The sequence below is a fragment of the Erwinia sp. MYb375 genome, from assembly GCF_037479175.1.
GTDB lineage: Bacteria > Pseudomonadota > Gammaproteobacteria > Enterobacterales > Enterobacteriaceae > Erwinia > Erwinia rhapontici.
Window position 1 is genome coordinate 159,891 of sequence record NZ_JBBGZS010000014.1, and the last position, 21,657, is coordinate 181,547.

The 21,657-nt window shown below is 56.8% G+C and carries 16 protein-coding genes; 7 read left to right on the forward strand and 9 right to left on the reverse strand.

Annotation, left to right across the window (positions count from 1 at the left end):
* Positions 1-308: 308 nt before the first annotated feature.
* Both malP and malQ read left to right on the forward strand, forming a co-directional pair.
* Entirely contained in the window at positions 309-2,711 is a 2,403-nt protein-coding gene (gene malP / locus WH279_RS07295; RefSeq protein ID WP_339455486.1) for a maltodextrin phosphorylase, read from the forward strand.
* Positions 2,712-2,720: 9 nt separating this feature from the next.
* Positions 2,721-4,808 (forward strand): 4-alpha-glucanotransferase, encoded by a 2,088-nt coding sequence (malQ, locus tag WH279_RS07300; protein ID WP_339455487.1) that lies wholly within the window; start codon positions 2,721-2,723, stop codon positions 4,806-4,808.
* A gap of 835 nt (positions 4,809-5,643) precedes the next feature.
* Here the strand turns inward: malQ and malG are convergent.
* From malG to malE, 3 genes are all read right to left on the reverse strand, one after another.
* The gene (gene malG / locus WH279_RS07305) at positions 5,644-6,534 is read right to left on the reverse strand and encodes a maltose ABC transporter permease MalG (RefSeq protein WP_159337340.1); all 891 of its coding nucleotides are present in this window, start codon (positions 6,532-6,534) and stop codon (positions 5,644-5,646) included.
* Positions 6,535-6,546: 12 nt separating this feature from the next.
* A complete protein-coding gene (gene malF / locus WH279_RS07310; protein WP_339455488.1) occupies positions 6,547-8,112 on the reverse strand; it encodes a maltose ABC transporter permease MalF in 1,566 nt (521 codons plus the stop codon).
* An 89-nt stretch (positions 8,113-8,201) separates the two neighbouring features.
* Positions 8,202-9,416, reverse strand: coding sequence for a maltose/maltodextrin ABC transporter substrate-binding protein MalE (gene malE / locus WH279_RS07315; protein ID WP_200642780.1), 1,215 nt, complete (start codon positions 9,414-9,416; stop codon positions 8,202-8,204).
* A gap of 376 nt (positions 9,417-9,792) precedes the next feature.
* Here malE and malK point away from each other — a divergent pair, with 376 nt between their 5' ends.
* From malK to malM, 3 genes are all read left to right on the forward strand, one after another.
* Positions 9,793-10,902, forward strand: a complete 1,110-nt coding sequence (gene malK / locus WH279_RS07320) for a maltose/maltodextrin ABC transporter ATP-binding protein MalK (RefSeq protein WP_339455491.1) — start codon at positions 9,793-9,795, stop codon at positions 10,900-10,902.
* Positions 10,903-10,928: 26 nt separating this feature from the next.
* Entirely contained in the window at positions 10,929-12,227 is a 1,299-nt protein-coding gene (locus WH279_RS07325) for a maltoporin (protein WP_166653729.1), read from the forward strand.
* Between the two features lie 214 nt (positions 12,228-12,441).
* Positions 12,442-13,332, forward strand: coding sequence for a maltose operon protein MalM (gene malM / locus WH279_RS07330; protein WP_339455493.1), 891 nt, complete (start codon positions 12,442-12,444; stop codon positions 13,330-13,332).
* 44 nt (positions 13,333-13,376) lie between these two features.
* Here malM and WH279_RS07335 read toward each other — a convergent pair whose 3' ends face one another.
* The gene (locus tag WH279_RS07335) at positions 13,377-14,195 is read right to left on the reverse strand and encodes a GNAT family N-acetyltransferase (protein ID WP_339455495.1); all 819 of its coding nucleotides are present in this window, start codon (positions 14,193-14,195) and stop codon (positions 13,377-13,379) included.
* Positions 14,196-14,264: 69 nt separating this feature from the next.
* A complete protein-coding gene (locus tag WH279_RS07340) occupies positions 14,265-14,903 on the reverse strand; it encodes a DUF4431 domain-containing protein (RefSeq protein ID WP_171148886.1) in 639 nt (212 codons plus the stop codon).
* A gap of 232 nt (positions 14,904-15,135) precedes the next feature.
* Between WH279_RS07340 and WH279_RS07345 the strand changes: the two genes are divergently transcribed.
* Positions 15,136-15,693, forward strand: a complete 558-nt coding sequence (locus WH279_RS07345) for a YecA/YgfB family protein (protein WP_200642785.1) — start codon at positions 15,136-15,138, stop codon at positions 15,691-15,693.
* Between the two features lie 46 nt (positions 15,694-15,739).
* Here WH279_RS07345 and nlpA read toward each other — a convergent pair whose 3' ends face one another.
* Positions 15,740-16,543, reverse strand: a complete 804-nt coding sequence (gene nlpA, locus WH279_RS07350; RefSeq protein ID WP_267912190.1) for a lipoprotein NlpA — start codon at positions 16,541-16,543, stop codon at positions 15,740-15,742.
* Between the two features lie 144 nt (positions 16,544-16,687).
* A complete protein-coding gene (locus WH279_RS07355; protein ID WP_200642786.1) occupies positions 16,688-16,945 on the reverse strand; it encodes a helix-turn-helix domain-containing protein in 258 nt (85 codons plus the stop codon).
* A 121-nt stretch (positions 16,946-17,066) separates the two neighbouring features.
* Between WH279_RS07355 and WH279_RS07360 the strand changes: the two genes are divergently transcribed.
* Positions 17,067-17,405, forward strand: a complete 339-nt coding sequence (locus tag WH279_RS07360; RefSeq protein ID WP_339455499.1) for a helix-turn-helix domain-containing protein — start codon at positions 17,067-17,069, stop codon at positions 17,403-17,405.
* A gap of 67 nt (positions 17,406-17,472) precedes the next feature.
* Here the strand turns inward: WH279_RS07360 and ampH are convergent, their stop codons facing one another.
* Both ampH and opgB read right to left on the reverse strand, forming a co-directional pair.
* Complete coding sequence (gene ampH, locus WH279_RS07365; protein WP_200642788.1) at positions 17,473-18,648, reverse strand: D-alanyl-D-alanine-carboxypeptidase/endopeptidase AmpH; 1,176 nt, start codon at positions 18,646-18,648, stop codon at positions 17,473-17,475.
* A gap of 93 nt (positions 18,649-18,741) precedes the next feature.
* Positions 18,742-21,036 carry a phosphatidylglycerol--membrane-oligosaccharide glycerophosphotransferase gene (gene opgB, locus WH279_RS07370; RefSeq protein WP_339455501.1) on the reverse strand — a complete coding sequence of 765 codons (2,295 nt, stop codon included), beginning with the start codon at positions 21,034-21,036 and terminating at the stop codon, positions 18,742-18,744.
* Positions 21,037-21,657 lie beyond the last annotated feature (621 nt).

The window sequence follows — 21,657 nt, forward strand, 5'->3', positions numbered from 1 at the left end:
AATTTTGCACCACTCCCCCTGACCCTGCATCCCCTCCGGCTACGCCCCGGTGCTCCTCCCCGTCTAATCGCCGGCGGGAGGATGTTGCACGTCGTAGAAGGCTTCAGCATAGGGATATAAGAGCTTATCCCATTAGGCTATTTTACTTGCCATTTTGGCCCTGGGCAGTGCTCAAAATCCTCACGTACTGCGTGTACGCTCCGGTTTTTCCGCGCTGTCCGTGTCCAAACTGGCCGCGACAATGACGCCTACTGGGATAGGCTCTAACACTCTACTTTCCTACAGATTCCCGAATAAAGAGGCATGTGATGCAGGTGACGTTAAATAAAATACAGTTTATCGCTGCGCTAAAACGCCAGTGGCAGGGGTTCGGTTTGCAGCAGGCGCAGGATATGACGCCCCACCAGTGGTGGCAGGCGACCAGTGCGGCGTTATCAGAACAACTGAACGCACAGCCTGCACCCGCAGCGACCCGGCAGCCGCAGCGCCATGTGAACTACATTTCGATGGAATTTCTGATTGGCCGTCTGACCGCCAACAACCTGATCAACCTGGGCTGGTATGACACGGTCAGCCAGGCGCTGAAAGAGCAGGGCGTTGAGCTGGCCGATGTGCTGGAGCAGGAAACCGATCCGGCGCTGGGCAACGGCGGGCTGGGGCGTCTGGCGGCCTGTTTCCTTGATTCGATGGCCACCGTCGGGCAGCCCGCTACGGGCTATGGCCTGAATTATCAGTACGGTCTGTTCCGCCAGTCCTTTAAAGAGGGCCAGCAGCAGGAAGCACCGGACAACTGGCATCGCGAAAGCTATCCGTGGTTCAGCCACAACAGCGCGCTGTCAGTCGATGTCGCCTTCGGCGGCAAACTGGTGAAGAACGCGCAGGGCGCAGAGCAGTGGCAGCCCGCGTTTACGCTGCGCGGTGAAGCCTGGGATCTGCCGGTGGTGGGGTATCAAAATGGCGTCACCCAGCCGCTGCGTCTGTGGCAGGCCACCGACGTGCATCCGTTCGATCTGACGCTGTTTAATAACGGCGCGTTCCTGAAGGCGGAGCAGAAAGGTATCGATGCCGCGAAGCTGACGAAAGTGCTGTATCCGAATGACAACCACGATGCCGGAAAACGGCTGCGCCTGATGCAGCAGTATTTCCAGTGTGCCTGTTCGGTCGCCGACATTCTGCGCCGTCATCACTTCCTCGGGCGCGCCATTCAGGATCTGCCCGACTATGAGGTGATCCAGCTGAATGACACCCACCCGACTATCGCCATCCCGGAGCTGCTGCGTATTCTGCTCGACGAGCACCAGCTGGAGTGGGACGCGGCCTGGGCGATCGTCCAGAAGACCTTCGCCTACACCAACCATACCCTGATGCCGGAAGCGCTGGAGTGCTGGGATGAGAAGCTGGTACGCAGCCTGCTGCCGCGCCACTTCTCGCTGATCAAAGCCATTAACGCCCGCTTTAAGAAAGTAGTGGAAAAACAGTGGCCGGGTGACAAAGCGGTGTGGGAAAAACTCTCGGTGCACCATAACCGTCAGGTGCGCATGGCCAACCTGTGCGTGGTCAGCGGCTTTGCGGTGAACGGCGTGGCGGCGCTGCACTCTGAGCTGGTGGTGAAAGATCTGTTCCCGGAATACCACCAGCTGTGGCCAAACAAATTCCACAACGTCACCAACGGCATCACCCCGCGCCGCTGGTTAAAGCAGTGCAACCCGGCGCTCTCTGCGCTGATCGATGACACGCTGAAAACCGAATGGGTGAATAACCTCGATGCGCTGCAAGGGCTGGAGCCTTTCGCCGATGATGCGGCGTTCTGCCAGCGCTATCAGCAGATTAAGCGTGATAACAAAATCACACTGGCCGCGTACGTGAAGCAGGTCACCGGAATTGTGCTTAACCCGGAAGCGATTTTCGACGTGCAGATCAAACGTCTGCACGAGTACAAACGTCAGCATCTCAACCTGCTGCACATTTTGTCGCTCTACCGCCAGCTGCGCGATAACCCGCAAAGGGATATGGCACCGCGCGTGTTCCTGTTTGGTGCCAAAGCCGCGCCGGGCTATTACCTGGCGAAAAACATTATTTACGCCATCAATCAGGTGGCAGAGAAGATCAATCACGATCCGCTGGTGGGCGATCGTCTGAAAGTGGTGTTTATCCCGGATTACCGTGTCTCGGTGGCGGAGCTGATGATCCCGGCGGCGGACGTCTCCGAACAGATCTCAACCGCAGGTAAAGAGGCCTCCGGAACCGGCAACATGAAGCTGGCACTGAATGGCGCGCTGACCGTCGGCACGCTCGACGGGGCCAACGTCGAGATCGCCGAACAGGTGGGCGAAGACAATATCTTTATCTTCGGCAACACCGTCGATCAGGTGAAAGCGTTGCAGGCCAGTGGCTACGATCCGCTGAGCATCCGCAAGAAAGACAAGCACCTGGACAGCATCCTGAAAGAGCTGGAAAACGGCTTCTTCAGCAACGGCGATAAGCAGGCGTTCAGCCTGATGCTCGACAGCCTGCTGGGAGGCGGGGATCCGTATCTGGTGCTGGCTGATTTCGCGGATTACTGTGCCGCGCAGCAGAAGGTGGATGCCCTGTATCGCAACAGCGATGAGTGGACGCGTAAAACCATCCTCAATACCGCCCGCGTCGGGATGTTCAGTTCAGACCGCTCGATCCGCGATTATCAGCAGCGTATCTGGCAGGCGAAACGCTAAGGAGCCCCCATGGAGCACAACACACTGGAGCAGGCGGCCAGGGAGGCGGGGATCTCCTCCGGCTTTATTAATGCGCACGGGCAGCAGCAGGCGATTGCCGCGGAAACCAAACGCGAGCTGTTAACCGCGATGGGCTGGACGGGGGAGCGCCGCCAGGCCTCCACGCCCGTGCCGGGAGTAAAAGTTTTCGTCGCGGGCCAGCGTCTGGCGCTGCCCGTCGAGGGTGACGGTGAATACCTCTGGACGTTGCAACTGGAGAGTGGGGCCACCCAGCGCGGCCGGATTAGCGGCAAAATGACGCTGGCGCTGGCGGGGAAAATCCCGCCGGGTTACCACCAGCTGACCCTGACGCAGGACGCGCAGACGTGGGATTGTCGGGTGATTGTTGCCCCGAAGCGCTGCTATGAACCGGACGCCTTGCTGGCCGGAAAAAAGCTGTGGGGCGCCTGCGTGCAGCTTTATACGCTGCGTTCGGACAGTAACTGGGGCATCGGTGATTTTGGCGACCTCAATCTGCTGCTGAAAAAGATTGCCGAACGCGGCGGGGCTTTTGTCGGGCTGAACCCGATTCATGCGCTCTATCCGGCCAACCCGGCGGCGGCCAGCCCTTACAGCCCGTCGTCGCGCCGCTGGCTGAACGTTGTCTATATCGACGTCAGCGCGGTGGACGATTTCAGGCAAAGTGAGGCGGCACAGCGCTGGTGGCGGTTGCCCGACACGCAGCAACGCTTAACGGCGGCACGTGCCAGCCACGAGGTGGATTACGCCGGCGTGATGCCGCTGAAGCTGGAAGGCCTGCGCCTGGCGTACGCGCATTTCCTCGGGCGTAAGCCGCAGGATGCGCAGGTTAAAGCGCTGGCAAACTTTACCCGCCAGGGGGGCGAAAGCCTGTGGTTACAGGCCGCTTTTGATGCGCTGTACGCACATCTGGTGCAGGAAAACGGCATCGCTACGGGCTGGAACCACTGGCCGGAACAGTATCATGACGCCCGCGGCCCGGCGGTGCGGGCGTTCTGCGAGCAGCACGCGCAGGAGGTGGAGTTTTATCTGTGGCTTCAGTGGCTGGCGGAAACCCAGTTCGCGCAGTGCTATCACACCAGCCAGCAGCAGCAGATGTCGATGGGGCTGTACCGCGATCTGGCGGTGGGCGTGGTGGGGGGAGGCGCTGAAACCTGGAGCGACGGCGAACTGTACTGCCTGAAAGCGTCGGTGGGTGCGCCACCGGATATCCTTGGCCCGCTGGGCCAGAACTGGGATCTGCGTCCGATGGACCCGCATGTGATGGTCAACCGGGGCTATCAGCCGTTTATCGATCTGCTGCGGGCCAATATGACCCACTGCGGGGCGCTGCGCATTGATCATGTGATGGCGCTGCTGCGTCTGTGGTGGATCCCGGCGGGGGAGACGGCGGATAAAGGCGCGTATGTGCACTATCCGGTGGACGATCTGCTGGCGATCCTCGCGCTGGAGAGTCAGCGGCATCGCTGTATGGTGATCGGCGAAGATCTGGGCACGGTGCCGGTGGAGATCGTCAGCAAGCTGCGCGAGGGCGGGGTTTACTCCTACAAGGTGCTCTATTTTGAGCGCGATGAAGAGAACAACTTCCGTGCGCCGCAGTCGTATCCGGTGCAGGCGATGGCCACCATCACCACGCACGATCTGCCAACGCTGCGCGGCTACTGGCAGGCTGACGATCTGACGCTGGGGAAAACGCTCGGGCTGTATCGCGACCAGAGCGTGTTGCAGGAGCTGTACCTTGACCGGGCACGGGCGCGTCAGGGGCTGCTCGACGGGCTGCATCATTACGACTGCATTCCGAAGAAAACCGGCAGCCATGCGGAGCTGATGGCGATGACTCCGGTGATTAACCGTGGCCTGCAACGCTATGTGGCCGACAGCGCCAGCGCGCTGCTGGGCTTGCAGCCAGAGGACTGGCTGGATATGTCCACCCCGGTGAACGTGCCGGGCACCAGCGATGAGTATCCGAACTGGCGGCGTAAGCTCTCCCATACGCTGGAGGAGATGTTCGCGGATGACCAGGTGAATAAGCTGATTAAAGACCTGGATAAACGGCGGCGTAAGGTGTCGGTAAGCTGAGGTTAATGCAGTAAAAAGAGGGTTCCTTCTGGTGGGGGAACCCTTTTTTGTTGGGTAAAAACCATCATAATCAGGGGGCTGCCACTGAGGTATTCCTATAAAACTACACGGGCATTATCCGTGGCCGGTCTTCTGTTCCGATCGACCAGTGACGCAGGTCTGCACGATGGTCCAGGTCAACGTCAAGGGCGTTTCGCTTTCCCGCTGCGCGGGCTGAGCGACCCAGGGCGGCCAGTCGCCGCCGCCCTGGGACCCGGGCTTGCGGCAGGCGCATCGCCCGCTTTCAGCGGGTGCCTTCGCAAGCGTCGTTCACCGACGCACCGGTCGTGACGGCACATCCCTGTGCCGGCTCTCCCTCTCACCGCCGTCCTGGCGGTTCGTCCTGGTTCACTGTGCTTCCTCAGCGCTGCTGAATGCCGCCTGAACGTCAAAACCCAGGTCAACATCCAAACCAATTCGCAGAGAGCGTCATGTTATTGCTGTTTTAAAACTTACAGCGAACAATCGTTCTGCGGGGATGGGGCCAGTCTGAGGTAAGCCGCACGTCACGCACCAGGGATGGTGCGTGCCGAGGCCCGCAGGGAGGCGGTTGTTGCCGATCCGGCGTGCTCAGACTGGCCTCAGACCTGAAGCCAGTCTGTCAGCCATTAATATTGGTGGGGAGCCCCCAGTGGGCGGCCTTTGAGAGAGGCCCTTGTAGCGTGGCTGTTCAGAACTCACAGCAGCAACCCCTCGCTGACCTGACATAAAAAAGGGCGGCTTATTCAGCCGCCCAGGACACAGGGAAAAGTACTACACCCGTTACCGGGATAACGCGCAAAAACATCGCTATAAACTAACCCTTCACCCCGCCGGCCGTCAGGCCACCCACCAGCCAGCGCTGGGCAATCAGGAACACCGCCGTAATCGGGATGGCTGAGAGAATAGCGGCAGCGGCGAAGTCGCCCCACAGATAGTTCTGCGGGTTAAGGTACTGCTGCATTCCCACCGCCAGCGTGTAGCTGTTCACATCGCGCAACAGCAGCGAGGCCACCGGCACTTCGGTAATGGCGGCAATAAACGACAGAATAAACACCACCGCCAGAATCGGCACCGACAGCGGCAGCAGTACCAGGCGAAACGCCTGCCACGGCGAGGCACCGTCCAGCGCGGCCGCTTCCTCCAGCGAACTGTCGATGGTTTCGAAATAGCCTTTGATCGTCCATACGTGCAGGGCGATGCCGCCCATATAGGCGAAGATCACCCCGCCATGCGTGTTCAGCCCGAGGAAAGGGATGTAAATGCCCAGGCGGTCAAACAGGGCGTAGAGCGCCACCAGTGACAGCACCGCCGGGAACATCTGGAAGATCAGCATGCCTTTCAGCAGCGAACTTTTGCCACGAAACTTCATGCGGGCAAAAGCATAGGCGCAGGTGGTGGAAAGCGCCACTATTCCCACGGCGGTGATCCCGGCGATCTTGATCGAGTTCCATAACCACAGCAGCACCGGGAACGGCGGCGGCGTCAGACTGCCGTCACTGTTCGTCACGGTGATCCCCAGCGCCAGCTTCCAGTGATCCCAGGAGACCTGATCCGGGATCAGACTGCCCGTGGCGAAGTTGCCCGGGCGCAGCGAGATGGTAAACACCATCAGCAGCGGGAACAGGATCAGCGCCAGAAAGCTCAGCAGTAACAGATGCGTCACCAGCAGCCTGACTTTTTGCGACCTCGGTTTTACCATTGGCATTGTTATCGCTCCTTAGTCGAATTTCATGCGTGATGCTTTCAGGTTGACGACAGCCAGCACGCCCACCAGCAGGAAGATCAGCGTGGCAATCGCCGCCGCCAGCCCGAAGTCCTGCCCGCCGCCGCCCTCAAAGGCGATGCGATAGGTGTAGCTCACCAGCAGGTCGGTGTGCCCGGCCGGGGTGGTAGTGCCGAGCATATCCGGCCCGCCGTTGGTCAGCAGCTGGATCAGCACGAAGTTATTAAAGTTAAACGCAAAGCTGGCGATCATCAGCGGCGTCAGGGGTTTGATCAGCAGCGGCAGCGTGATGCGGAAGAAGTTCTGCATCGGCGTTGCGCCGTCCATCGCCGAGGCCTCGTAGAGATCGTCCGGGATCGCCTTCAGCAGGCCCATACACAGGATCATCATGTAGGGATACCCCAGCCAGGTGTTGACGATGATGATCATGCTTTTCGCCGTCCAGGGATCGCTGAACCACGCCGGTTTAATGCCAAACAGCGCATTCAGCATCAGGTTGATTTCCCCGAAGCTCTGATTGAACAGCCCTTTGAAAATCAGAATGGAGATAAACGCCGGGACGGCATAGGGCAGGATCAGCAGGATGCGGTACACCGCTTTGCCTTTCAGCTCCTCCCACTGCACCACACAGGCCAGCACCATGCCGACGGCAACGGTCAGCACCACGGTGAGCAGCGCAAAAATAACCGTCCAGACGAAGATAGAAAGGAACGGCTTCTGGATGCCGTCATCGTGCAGCACGCGCAGGAAGTTGCCCCAGCCGATGCCAACGGTAAAACCGGGGCTGAGTTTCTCTGCCTGCCATTCTCCCTGGGCATTCACCGCCTGATAAAAGCCGCTCTCCATATTGGGCCGGTAGACCACGCCGGACTGGGCATCGGTCAGTTGCTGGTTCTCTTTGTTCAACTGATACAGCGGCTGCGTGCCGGAGAACTGGCGTAGTGAACTCATGCGCAGCGTGGCACCCTCGGGCAATCTGGCGCTTAACTGGCCGAGCGCCTGACGGTTCTGGGTCACCACGCGCAGCCCGGCTTTCTCCCCGGTGGGGGCAGCCTGCGCCGTCATGGTCAGCGTTTGGGGGGCCGACGCGTTAAAGGTGAAAGGCGGGGAAACCAGGACCTCACCGTTGTCAGGGGAAGTGAGGGCCAGCTGCCACTGTTCGCCTGCCGGATAAAGCGCAAAGTTCAGGGCTTTACCGCCCTGGAATTCACGGCCCATCAGCACCGACTGCGCACGTTCAAACGTCAGCTGGTTGGTGCTGCTGTAGTTAGTAAACGCAATCGCAATAGTACAGACCAGCGGGAACAGCACAAATAACGCCATCCCGGCCAGGCCAGGATAGACATAGCGCCACGAATACGCGCGGCGGTTACCGTAAATGTACAGGCCGGCACTGGAGAGGATCAGCGCCAGAACGGCAAAGAGATATTCACCCTGCGCATACATCAGCACGATCAGATAACCGGTTAAGCAGGTGAGCAGGCCAATGGCCAGCCATTTTATCACCTGACGCAACGGGCATTTTTTGTCAGCGGTCAGACCGGTTTGGGCTACTGGCATAGGGGCTATCCTTGTAGTAACGGCAGGGAGCGGGCTGGCTCCGTGCCGTTTATTTCATGACCTCAACGGCATCAGTCAGTTAACGTTAATTACTTGGTAATGCGTGTTTCAACGTCCTTCAGCGCCTGCTCAACGGTCTGACGGCCATTCACCGCATTAATGATGGCGCTGCGCTCGGCATACCAGAACGCGCTCATCTGCGGGATATTTGGCATGATTTCGCCATTTTTCGAGTTCGCCATGGTGGCGGCGATGCGCGGATCTTTCTCCAACTGCTCCTGATAGGATTTCAGCGCGACCGCGCCCAGCGGTTTGTCTTTATTGACGGCGCTCAGGCCTTCGTTGGTGATCAGGTAGTTTTCCAGGAACTCTTTCGCCAGTTCTTTATTCGGGCTGGCGGCATTGATACCGGCGGTCAGCACGCCAACGAACGGCTTAGACGGTTTGCCATGGAAGGTGGGCAGCAGGGCCACGCCATAGTTGATTTTACTCTTGTCGAGATTCGACCACGCCCACGGACCGTCGATGGTCATGGCGGTCTGGCCTTTATTAAAGGCGGCTTCGGCGATGGAGTAGTCGGTGTCGGCGTTGATGTGTTTGTTTTTCACTAAGTCGATAATGAACTGTAAGCCGGCTTTGGCACCGTCATTGTTCACGCCCGTGTCTTTGATGTTGTATTTGCCGTTCTCATATTTATAGGCATACCCGCCGTCAGCCGCGATGACAGGCCAGGTGAAGTAGGGTTCCTGCAGGTTCCACATGATGGCGCTTTTGCCTTTCGCCCGCAGCGAGGTGTCCAGTGCCGGGATCTCTTCCCAGGTTTTCGGTGCCTCTTTGATCAGGTCTTTGTTATAAATCAGCGACAACGCCTCCACCGCGACCGGGTAGCCGATCAGCTTGCCGTTGAAGGTGACGGCATCCCAGGTGAAGGGGAAAATCTTATCTTTAAAGGCCGCGTCCGGGCTGATCTCAGCCAGCAGGCCGGACTGCGCGTAACCGCCGAAGCGATCGTGCGCCCAGAAAATGATGTCGGGACCGCCACCCGTTGCGGCCACCTGCGGGTATTTCTCTTCCAGCTTATCCGGGTGCTCGACGGTGACTTTAATGCCGGTGTCTTTTTCAAATTTCTTACCGACTTCCGCCAGGCCGTTATAGCCCTTGTCACCGTTGATCCAGATGACCAGCCTGCCTTCTTCGATTTTGGCAAACGCAGAGGAAGAGAGCACCAGCGTCGCGAGCGCGGTGAGGGCCAGGGTATGTTTAACGACTTTTTTAACGAAAGGAACCTTGATGCTGAGAGTCATAATCCAATCCTTTTTTATCCTGTTAGGAGTCGGTATTGCTCGTGTCACAGACGGAATGACAGGGTACGGCGCCAGTGTGGATTCAACCTGCGCTGCCTTCATCATCCCCCCCTCTACGCCCCCGGCCCTCAGAGTGTGATCCCGCCGACACTCTCAGACGTTATGTGGTGGAAGGCTCAGTTTGTGGCTTCATTTTTTGCTACCCCGATCACGAATTTGAGCGGGGCAGTGAACTTTCAGCCGTTGCCATGAAGTGATCGTCCTCCCTGCGCCTCCCCCATGAAAAACTTTGTTACGGGTGATTACGTTTACCCACTACTCCTTCACTCTTCGTTGCATCGAGTTTTCTCGCAGGCGTCAAGTACAGGAGTTCAGGATGGCGAGCGTTTCCCTTAACAGCGTGTACAAAGCGTTTGGCAAGACGGTGATTTCCAGTGATATCAACCTGGAGATCAAAGAAGGCGAGTTTGTGGTGTTTGTCGGGCCTTCCGGCTGCGGCAAGTCAACGCTTCTGCGCATGATTGCCGGCCTTGAGGACATCACCTCCGGTGAGCTGAAGATCGGCGATAAACGCATGAACGACGTGCCGCCCTCAGAGCGTGGCATCGGCATGGTCTTTCAGTCTTATGCGCTCTACCCGCATCTGTCGGTGGCCGAGAACATGTCTTTCGGCCTGAAGCTGGCCGGGGCAAAAAAAGCCGAAATCAATCAACGGGTCAACCAGGTTTCTGAGGTGCTCCAGCTGGCCCATTTGCTGGATCGCCGGCCAAAAGCCCTGTCGGGTGGGCAGCGGCAGCGCGTGGCGATCGGTCGTACGCTGGTGGCGGAACCGACGGTGTTCCTGCTGGATGAACCGCTGTCTAATCTGGATGCCGCGCTGCGCGTTCAGATGCGTATCGAGATTTCCCGTCTGCATAAGCGCCTCAGGCGCACCATGATTTACGTGACGCACGATCAGGTGGAAGCGATGACGCTGGCCGACAAGATCGTGGTGCTCGACGCCGGACATATCGCCCAGGTCGGTAAGCCCCTTGAGCTGTATCACTACCCTGCTAACCGCTTTGTCGCCGGATTTATCGGCTCACCCAAAATGAATTTCCTGCCGGTCAAAGTCACCGGAGCGGAACCCACGCGTGTGCAGGTTGAGCTGCCTAATCGTCAGCAGGTCTGGCTGCCGGTAGAGGGCACTGAGGTGATCATCGGCAGCAATCTGTCGCTGGGCATTCGTCCTGAACATCTGCTGCCCAGTGACGTGGCTGAGGTCACGCTGTCCGGTGAGGTACAGGTGGTTGAGCAGCTGGGTAACGAAACACAGATTCATATCCAAATTCCGGCCATTCGTCAGAACCTGGTGTACCGCCAGAATGACGTGGTGCTGGTAGAAGAAGGTGCAACATTCGCCATTGGTTTGCCGCCACACCGCTGTCATCTGTTCCGCGAAGACGGAACGGCATGTCGCCGGTTACACCCGGAACCCGGCGTTTGAAAGCACGCGATCCCCTACAGGAGAAAATGATGAGAACAATGCGTATTGCTTCCCTGTCGCTGGCAGTGGCTGCCGGTATCCTTTCTACACAAGCAATGGCGGTTGATTTTACCGGTTATGCGCGTTCGGGCATTGGCTGGTCCGGCAGCGGCGGCGAGCAGCAGTGCTTCAAAGCAACCGGGGCAGACAGCAAATACCGTCTGGGTAACGAGTGCGAAACCTATGCAGAATTAAAACTGGGCCAGGAAGTGTGGAAAGAAGGGGACAAGAGCTTCTACTTCGATACCAACGTGGCCTATTCCGTTTCACAGCAGAATGACTGGGAGTCAACCGATCCGGCTTTCCGCGAAGCGAATGTGAAAGGGAAAAACCTGATCGAATGGCTGCCAGGTTCTACCATGTGGGCCGGTAAGCGCTTTTATCAGCGTCATGACGTCCACATGATCGACTTCTACTACTGGGATATTTCCGGCCCGGGTGCCGGTCTGGAAGATATCGATCTGGGCTTTGGTAAGTTGTCTCTGGCGGCAACGCGTAACACCGAAAGCGGCGGGTCGTTCGGCTATATCGCCGACCAGCGTAATGAAGTGGCCACCTCGAATGACGTGTTCGACGTGCGTCTTGCCGGGCTGAATACTAACCCTGGCGGCGTGCTGGAGTTGGGCGTGGATTACGGACGTGCTAATGCGCGTGATGGCTACTCCCTCGCGAACGATGCTACCAAAGACGGCTGGTTGCTGACGGCGGAACACACGCAGAGTATCTATAACGGCTTCAACAAGTTTGTGTTGCAGTATGCGGCAGACTCGATGACCGATCCGGGCCAGGGCGCGGCTAACGGCCACTCTAACGGCTCGGCGATCAACAACAACGGCAGCATGGTGCGCGTGCTCGACCACGGTGCGATTGATTTCAACGACACCTGGAGCCTGATGTATGTGGGCATGTATCAGGACGTTGACCGTGATAACAACAACGGCACCACCTGGTACACCGTGGGCATGCGTCCAATGTACAAATGGACGCCGATCATGAGCACCCTGCTGGAAGTCGGTTACGACAACGTCAAGTCCCAGCGCACCGGCGATCGTAACGGTCAGTATAAAGTGACCCTGGCCCAGCAATGGCAGGCGGGTAACAGCATCTGGTCACGCCCGGCCATCCGCGTGTTCGCCACCTATGCGAACTGGGATGAGAAGTGGGGTTATGACACGGATACCGGCACCAGCAATGGGTTAGCGATGAATGACACCAGTGCGCGTACTTTCAGCCGCGGCAATGACGATGAGGTGACCTTCGGCGCGCAAATGGAAATCTGGTGGTAACTTTTTCCTTCCTGTTTCGCGCTGCTGATGCGTTGGCTGCGCGGCCTCCCCCGGTCACGTAGTGATCTACGCTCCCGGGGACTTGGCCGCTTGCCGCCTTCCAGCAATACGAAACAGTTTGGAAAAAGCCGCGTTCAACATGAGCTAAGAAGTGCTGGCTGGCGGTATATCAGTGGATAGCCGCCAGCCTTCAGGTGATCAAAAGGAAACAACCATGAGAAAAAATCTGCTGTCACTGTGTTTGTCGCTGAGCCTGCTGGCGGCGGTGCCTGCCGGGGTTTACGCCGCGCAGCAGGATGCAAGTACCGCACCGGCGATCGCGAGCCAGACCTTACACACGCTTTCATGGACGCCGCTGGTGCCGCCAGTGACGCAGGATGTGACGCTCGGCACTGCCAGCGCCACGATTAATCAGGGGGATATTCAGGGGGCCGTTGCGGCCTTTGCCCTGCCTGCCGACCGGGGATCGCTTGAAATCACCCTGAGCAGTATTGCGACGGGGAAAACGGTGTATGCACCGAATGTATTAGTGCTGGATGAACAGATGCGTCCGGCGGCTTTCTACCCCTCCAGCTACTTCCCGTATCAGCAGCCGGGCATTGTTTCCAGCGATCGTCTGGAAGGCACACTGAAACTGACGCCGGCGCTGGGTCAAAAACAAATTTACCTGCTGGTGTATACCACGCGTCAAGATCTGGCAGAGACAACGCAGATGGTGAACCCGGCGAAAGCCTATGCGGCGGGCGTGGGTAACGCTGTGCCGGATATCCCGGACCCGATTGCCCGCCATACGACAACGGGGTTGTTGAGCCTCAAAGTGTCTGCCGAGCAGAAGAGTGGCAACGTGATGATTGGTCAGGTCTTCCCGTCATCTGCCCCGGCAGCGGCACCTGTCGTGGTCGGCAGGACAGCTCCGGCAGCGGTGCCAGCCGTGACGAAGCCGGACGCCCCGATGCTCGACGATTCTGAACGCTACTTTAATGACGCGATTTCGAAAGCAGTCAAAGCGGGTGATGTTGATAAGGCATTGAAACTGCTGGATGAAGCGGAGCGTCTGGGCTCGAAAACGGCACGCAAAACCTTTATCGACAGTGTTAAGCGCTGATTTCTCAATCCTGACTGATGCCGAGCCTCCCCGCGCAGGGGAGGTTATTTATCCAGACTGCGCACCATCTCATACTGCTGTAATGCCACCTGCCGATACCCCGCCTGAATAAACAACGGGGCAAACTTTTCCGGCACAGACACCGGCGTGCGGATCCCCGGATAGTGCGCATTAATCTTACCCAGTATCGAACGGGCCCGCCCCTGATGACGGAAATCGGGCTCGACAAACAGATAGCGCAGCTGCGGGGCACCCGTCAGCCAGTCAATCACGGCCCATGCCTGCTCGCCATCGCGAACCACCTGGCAGGGCAACGCGGGAAAGGAGAGAGGGTCCAGCAGCCACGGGATCTCATTCTGCGGGGCGCGCCAGATGGCACGTAACAACGCGTCGGTAGTGGCGATGGGCAGCGGGCTTGTCGGGCCGTTGGGTGACTCCTGACCCGTAAAGCCCAGCAGTGTCTGCCGGGTTTCAAAGCCCAGCGCCTGGTAAAGCGCCACCGCCGCACGGTTTTCAGCAATCACTTCCAGCGCAACCTGAACATAGTTTTTTTCAGCCAGCCGGGATAACAGCGCCAGCATCATTGGCTTCGCCAGCCCGTTGCCGCGAGCGTCCGGGTGCAGCGCAAAGGCGGCGATGCGTGCCCGTAGGCCTCGGGTCGTGACCAGCGCAATGGCGATCGGCTGCTCTCCCTGCATCCACACCACTGACTCAGTGAAATTCAGCCCTTCGGAACAGAAGCGCGCGGCGAAATAGTCCGGGGTGACCGACAGCGGCACGACATACTGCTGAAAGCAGGTGGTCATAATGTCACTGAGCTGCACAATACTGAAGTGACTTGCAGGAACGACGACCGGTGACATAGTAAAACTCCGTGTTGTGGCGGGTTTCTCAACCATAGGCGATAACCGCGTTTTATGCGCGCCGGGAGACTATTCCGCCTCCAGTTTCCCTACCCCAATCATCATCGGCGTGTGGTGATGGCCCGTCTCGGCAAACAGCAGTGAACCGTTAACGCGCACGCGCTGGCCGATCAGGTGGCGATGGGTTTTATACATGCCTGCCTGCACCAGCAGTTGCATCTGTGCCTGGTCACCCCAGTTAGCAGCATCATCCGCACACACTGGCTTATCCGCCTGCAATACCCAGTAAACCTCGGCTTCATCGCCTTGCTCAACGCTCTCGTAGTTCGGCGGGCCGGGGAAGGTGATACGTAGCAGCTTACCGGTCAGCGTCACTTCAGTGCCTTCTTCCGGGCAGGCGGTGGGGGGCGGAGTGGTCAGCGCCACATATTTTTGCTGTGAACGGCTGTACCACTCGCTCAGGCAGGCGGCGGTCTTGCACTGCTCGCGCAGCGCCCAGTTCTCTTTGGTCATCTGCCGGAATTCACTGCTGTTGCCGCTGGCGGTTTTGGCCTCGCGGTAAACCTTTGCCAGCTGGTCGTCAGCCTGGGACAGGGCAGGCGTGGTGCAGATCAGTTTCTCGCTGACGCTGCTGGCTTTGGTGCAGTCAAAACTCGCCGCATGGGCGCCCAGGGAAAGGGTGAAGCACAGTAACGCTATCCGTCTCATGGTGTATCCATTGGAATATTTTTTACCGGATGTTAATAGCCTGAACCGCCGCGCAGATCCAGTAAAAACGCACGGCCTCAGCCTGGACGCCATCGGCCTGGCTGAGCACGCCACCGCGCTAACCGCAAATATAACGTGATGGCGGTGGCTTTTTCCCTGCCTGGCAACCAAAATACCCCCCATAAACCGGTAAACGCCGGGTGAAAACCGATATGCGTAGCGAGGTAACAGCATGCAACAAGGACCATTGACGGAAGAAGAGCTGGAATGGCTGGACGATGTCTTAATGAAATATGGCAGCGATGCGTCAGTGGTGGATGCCTCTGAACTGGATGGCCTGTTCACCGCTATTCTCTCCGGTCCGGTGCTGATTGAGCCGCAGGTCTGGCTGCCGCTGATTTGGGGTGGTGAAGAGAATGACCCGGAATGGGAGTCGGATGAAGAGTTTGAGCAGTTTATGGATCTCATCGCCCAGCATATGAACGATATCGCGGACCGTCTGAATGAATATCCTGACCAGTTTGAGCCGTTGTTTGGCCTGAACACGGTGGACGATCAGGAGTTTGTCGTGGTGGAAGACTGGTGCTGCGGTTATCTGAAAGGCGTGGCGCTGGGCGACTGGTCATCACTGCCGGCCACCTTGCAGCCTGCGCTGGCGGCGATTGCCCTGCACGGCGAGGAAGAAAACCTCTCCCAGCTGGAAACGCTGACGCCGGAAGCCTACGAGCAAAGCATTGAGGCGATCCGTCCTGCGGCAATCGCTCTCCATGCCAAGTGGTTATTGCACTGAGTGATACGTCAACCATGCGGCTCACCGCGTGGTTGACGCTTTCCGCTTACCAGCCCGCTACCGCACCACCGTTGAAGATCTTATCCGCTGCGGCCGCCACTTCAGGTGACTGGTAGGATTTAATAAAGTCACGCACGTTTGGCGCGTCTTTGTTGTCTTCGCGGGTCACAATGATATTGACGTACGGCGACTGTTTATCCTCGATAAATACGCTGTCGCGTACCGGGTTCAGGCCGGTTTGTTGCAGGTAGGTGGTGCTGATAATTGCCACGGTCACCTGAGCATCATCCAGCACGCGCGGCAGCTGCGCGCCTTCCATTTCCATAATGTTCAGATGCAGCGGGTTGGCCGTGATATCCACCGCCGTTGGCAATAGTCCGGTATCCGCTTTCAGCGTGACCAGCTTCTCTTTCTGCAGCAGCAGCAGCGCACGCCCGAGGTTGGTCGGATCGTTCGGAATGGCGATGGTGTCACCGTCTTTCAGCTCGCTAATCTGTTTGATTTTTTTCGAATAGCCCGCCATCGGGAAAACAAACGTATTCCCTACCGCGACCAGGGTCGTGCCTTTGGCCTTGTTATCCTGTTCCAGGAACGGACGATGCTGGAACACGTTGGCATCGAGATCGCCGTGTGCCGTTGGGTCATTCGGCAGCAGTGAACCGCTGAATCCCACCAGTTCTACCTCCAGCCCATACTTCTCTTTCGCCACGGTTTTGGCCACTTCGGCCACATCCTGTTCAGCGCCGTTGATCACACCGACTTTAATCGTGTGCGCATCGTTATTTTTCTGGTCACAGCCTGCGAGCAGAATGACCAGCATCAGCGCGGCGGTTTTGGCAGTACGGCTCAGGGTAAGATTCACGTTATTTTCCTTAATTTCAATAAGCTGAAGGCGTAACAAACAACCGCAAATGCGGCGCGGAGTCAATGTCGTGGCTTATGATAAAAAGGAGGGAGTTATAACCAGAAATTGTAAGGCAGGGCGGGCACGGGATTAAGGTTTTTTGGTCTCAGCATGCCACAAACGGACTATCTCGGCCAGCTCATCTTCAACCGTGTAAAAATAGCAGGAAGGAACACTAAGAACCTCAGCCAGGCGGCACACCAGTTCAAAGTCAGGCACGTGAATACCACGCTCATATTGGTTCATCCGTGCGCTGGCGGTGGCTTCATCAATCCCTGCTAAAACGCCAAGCTTCTGTTGTGATATCCCTTTCCTTACCCGGGCTTCTTTCAAGCGATGTGGCAGCATGTCGATCCTGATTTGTGAATAATTAACAGGATTCTCTTAGCTGCTCGTGTAAAATGTACTAAGTATTACTTAGCATTGAATTTGAAAGATAACAGGAGTTGGCTTACAAGCAGAGGAAGGCATGAAGAAAAAAACTGATATGCACCCCGCCGATATCGTCGCGGCGATCAAAAAACGGCAAACATCGCTGGCGGAGTTATCCCGTAAGGTAGGATTATGCTCGGGAACACTGTCCAATGCCCTGAAAAGACCCTGGCCAAAAGGAGAGTTTATTATTGCCGCTGCACTGGGAATCCATCCGTCGGAGATCTGGCCCAGTCGGTATTACGATAAACGTGGGCGACTGCTGGCGCGTGAACACTTGCTGAGAAACTCCAGACGGCATCATGTGACACCGTTGCCAGTCGAGGAGCACAATCAGCCTCAACCAGTACCAGAGGGTAAGCTCAGACAGGATTAAACGTCTCGCAATCAGCAGATGGCCTGCGACAGGCGCTGGTATGACAGCGTCTGTCGCGGGGAAGGGATCAGTTAGCCATAATGCTGGCGGCCAACTGGGCGCTGCCAGAGGTATTGCCGATCAATTCGGTCAGCAGGTTGTTCACGCCGTCACTCATCGGTGTAAAACGGGTCTCTGATGAGCGGGCAACTACGATAAACACCCCGACACTGTACTGCGGCACCATCGCCATATAGGTGATGAAACCACCGCCGCCGCCGGTTTTTTCAATAATACCCGGACGTCCGTCACGCGGTGCCATATACACCCACCCCATTCCCAGTGCATCAGCGCGGCCCGGTACATCCATCCCGTCGACTTTGGTTAACTGACTGCGCTGATAAATCATGGTTTGCAGACGGTCTGCCTGCGGGCTGCGGCTGTGAACATCAGAGGCGAGGAACTGTTGCATCCAGCGGCCCATATCATCCGGTGTGGAGTAAACGCCGCCGCTGCCGATGGCCGCCAGTGAGTTATTGCATGGGCTCGGGCTTTTGGCCGGGATCATCAGACGGCCGCACTGCTCAGGAGAAGGGGTAAACGTGGTGTCTTTCATGCCCAGGGGGCGGGTGACTTTTTCCTGCAACAGCGCAGGATACGGTTTCCCGCCGGCGCGGGCCAGTGCATCACCCAGCAGGTCGAAGCCGAGGTTAGAGTAACCCGCCCGTTCACCTGGTGCCCACTTGAGCTGTGCGGTGCGCAGCCAGTTCCAGCGCTGACTGTTGGTCGGCCAGGTAAACACGGCACGATTCGCTTTGCCGCCGGGTTGCTCACGCGGTAAGGCGCTGGTGTGGGTCGCCAGGTTGATCAGGCGAATAGGCTGGCCGTTAAAGCTGGGCACGTGGCTGCCGGGCGGGGCGTATTTACTCAGAGGATCGTTAAGCTGCAGCCGACCCTCTTCGGCCAGTTTAACCATCACTTCGCTGGTCATCAGCTTACTGAGTGAGGCAATGCGCACCAGTGAATCTTTTTGCGGTCGTTGTGCACTGCCGGGACGTGTGACTCCGCGACTGACAAACATTCGCTGGTTGGCATCAATCGCCACCATCGCCATACCGCTGGCTTTGGTGTTGTAGAAAATATTGTCGGCGTAGCGTTCGACCGTCTGCGACGCCAATAGCGGATCGGGCTTGGATTGTGCCTGGCTTTGCAGTGGCAGCGCCAGTGCAGGGAGCAGCAGAAAAACATAAAGCGATGATTTCAAAGGGCGTGCATCCCTGTCAGTAAATGGATAACGCTTTATAGTAGATTTTCTGATTTTATCTGCAAGTCTTTCCTGTGGGGAAAACGTGCCCTGTCAGGGCTGCGGGGCAACCCGCAGGCTGACAAGGCCAATGCCCAGTTTTCGGGCGGCAAAGCCATCAATGAGACCCACGCTGGACTCCTCCGGCAAGGGAGGTGTGATCACAATGTCGCGTACCTTCCCGGGATTGCTGACCTGAAGCGTCAGCGTGCTGTCCTGCTCGCCAAAAGTGACCTGTTGTTGCCACTCGCCTACCTGGACGGTGATCGGGCGCAGGGCATTCTCGCCAAAGGCTCGCGCGGTCAGCGTCAGCGTAAATTGGGCAGGTAACGGCTCCAGATACTGCACGGTAATCTGTGGCAGCAGATTGGCATCGGACCAGCGGCCCCAGGGCTCAACGTAGGAGAGGCCCGACACTTTCTGTACCTGCTGCGGCAGACCTGGCAGGTTAAACAGGATGCTGTCAGAACGATACTTGAGGTCGACATCAGCAATCTGTAATTGTGTGACGCTGCGCTGATACTGTTCATCGCTCGGTAGGGTTTTCGCCGGGAAGGTGATCTTGCCCTGCGTAACGCTCGCCTTAACCTCTGAGATCGTCGGCGCCGTATTCAGCGTACCGTTCGCCACACACAGGCCACTGTGCATCGCCAGCTGTTCATCCCATACGCTGCCGATCTTGTAGCAGCGATCAATCCAGACAAACTTTTCATCAGGCGCGAATTTTGCCAGTTGCTGCTTCAGTGGCGTGGCAAGCCAGGTATCGAACTTCGGCTCAATTTTGCCGGGCATCACGGAGAGCAGCAGCGGCAGCTTGAAATGTGAGCCGGAGAAACTAAAGGTATTTTTCTCCGTATCGACGTGGTAATCAGAGATCGTTTTCGGGAAGTTCCACAGCTGGATCACGTCCGGTTTCCACTGGTTGATCTTCTCTTTGATATTGAGATAAGTAGTGGAAAGTGAGGTTGACGACAGGCTGCTGCGGCCCAGACCGATAAAGTTATCGCCGCCCATGGCATCCAGCACCGTGGCACCGTTATCCAGCGTACTGCGCTTAACGTTGATGACCCGGCTGCTGACATCATCACCGCGCAGCATAAAGAACAGGTCGCGGCGGTCGTGCTGATTCAGGTATTTAAATGCCGTGTTGTTCATTGCCAGATGATCGGAGCTGACGACAATGATGGTGTTTTTAAAGTACGGTGTGGCACGGATTTTCGCGATAAGTTTTGCGATATGCTCCTGACCGCAGGCCACGGCGGCGAAGGATTTGTTCTCTTTGCCTTCAAACGGATACGACTTGCGCTGGCAGCTGCGTGAGATAAATCCATCGGGATGATGGGTATCCACGGTCAGGGCAAACAGCGAGAACGGCTGGTTTTTTTGCGCCAGTTCGAGGTACTTCTCAAACACGATGTCGAGCACGGTATCGTCGTACCAGCCCCAGTCATTACGGTATTTCGGGTCTTTGACCACGCCTGAAAGCTCTTTAAAGCCATACATATGGTCGAAGCCGTGGGACGACAGAAACAGATCTTTTCCGGCAAAACTCAGGCTGGCACCCTGGTAAAAATAGTTCTGATAGCCGGAGGACTTCAGAATGTCACCCAGGCAGATGTTTTGCGGGTAGAAGCTGGACAGTGAACTGGAGGCATTGCCGTCAAAAGGTGCAAACAGCGGGATACCGCACTGTGACGCCACCATACCCGCAATGGTGTATTCGGTGCCGGGAAGCTGTTCGGTGTTGCTGAAGTCCACCGCGCTGTTTTTGATCTCTGACAGCTCCGGGGCGAGTTTCGGGAAGGCATTCTCATCAAAGTAGGTGCGCTCCAGGCTCTCAGCATAGATATAGACCAGGTTCGGACGCTCGCCGCTCAGGTTTTTTCCCGGCACTTTGTAGTGGTTGTCAAAGTCCGACTCCCCTTTGCTGACCTGTGACTTTATTAAGGCCGTCACTTGTTGATACGCAGGTGTGGTTTTTATTGATGCCAGCGCCAGCAACAGTGCCAGTGCACTATAAAGTTGACTGTAATTGTGGCTTTTTCGCAGTCGTAACACCCAGGATAATAATAAAAACACCAGGAATAAACTTATTAATAGCCCGGCTGCCGGTAGAATATACTTCTGTAATCCGGCACCGTTCAGGCTGCTGGTAATCGTATAAATCACCGCGTCATTAATGCCTTCACCGGTAAAATAGTTACTGGCTAACAGGGAAGCATTAAGAATGATATAGATGCCGAGCAGAGCCAGCACCGCAGAAAACCACAGCTTATGACGTCCCGCCTTCCATGCGTAGAGAGAAGCTGATGCAATAAAAAAGAGTAGCGATAACCATTCTGAAACCATGAGATCGTTTTTTACCCTGTCTGTGACGCAATCCTTGTCAGGTGCCTGCGAAGTGATGAATCAAAAATGTAACGAATTAATTTAACGCAACAAATTATCCCTGGCAACATTCAAGGTTGACAGGAAAATGTGATGTTACAGGGGGTTGGATCACTGTGGTTTAGCTTTTGTTTAAGTTAATGTGCCGAAATCCGAATAATTGATAAGCAGGGGGTGATGACGGATCGGCTGATGTGTGAGGGCGACATACGCGGCGAGACAAGGTGGCTGCGGGCCAGGCGGATTCTGCGCTGCCCGTTACGGTGAAATGAGGGGGCGCGAAAATCAATAGTGTTAACCTTTTCCCCGCCGGGAAAATAATTAAAAAATTCAGATTTGGCTCACACATTCTGGCCACTGGCGGGAAGCTGCTTCGATCTTCTGTCCGGATTCCCGCTCAGAAAACCGGTGCTGGCGCAGTGTAAACCCCCCCAGTAAAGAGAAAGAATGACGATAAAAGATGTTTTCTGTTTCTCACTGCATCAATCAGATATATCTGGCGATTTTAAAAAAATAACAAAAATAAAGCACAATATGATTAATTATATGAATGGCGTTACTTTTAGACATGTTTGCTTAATT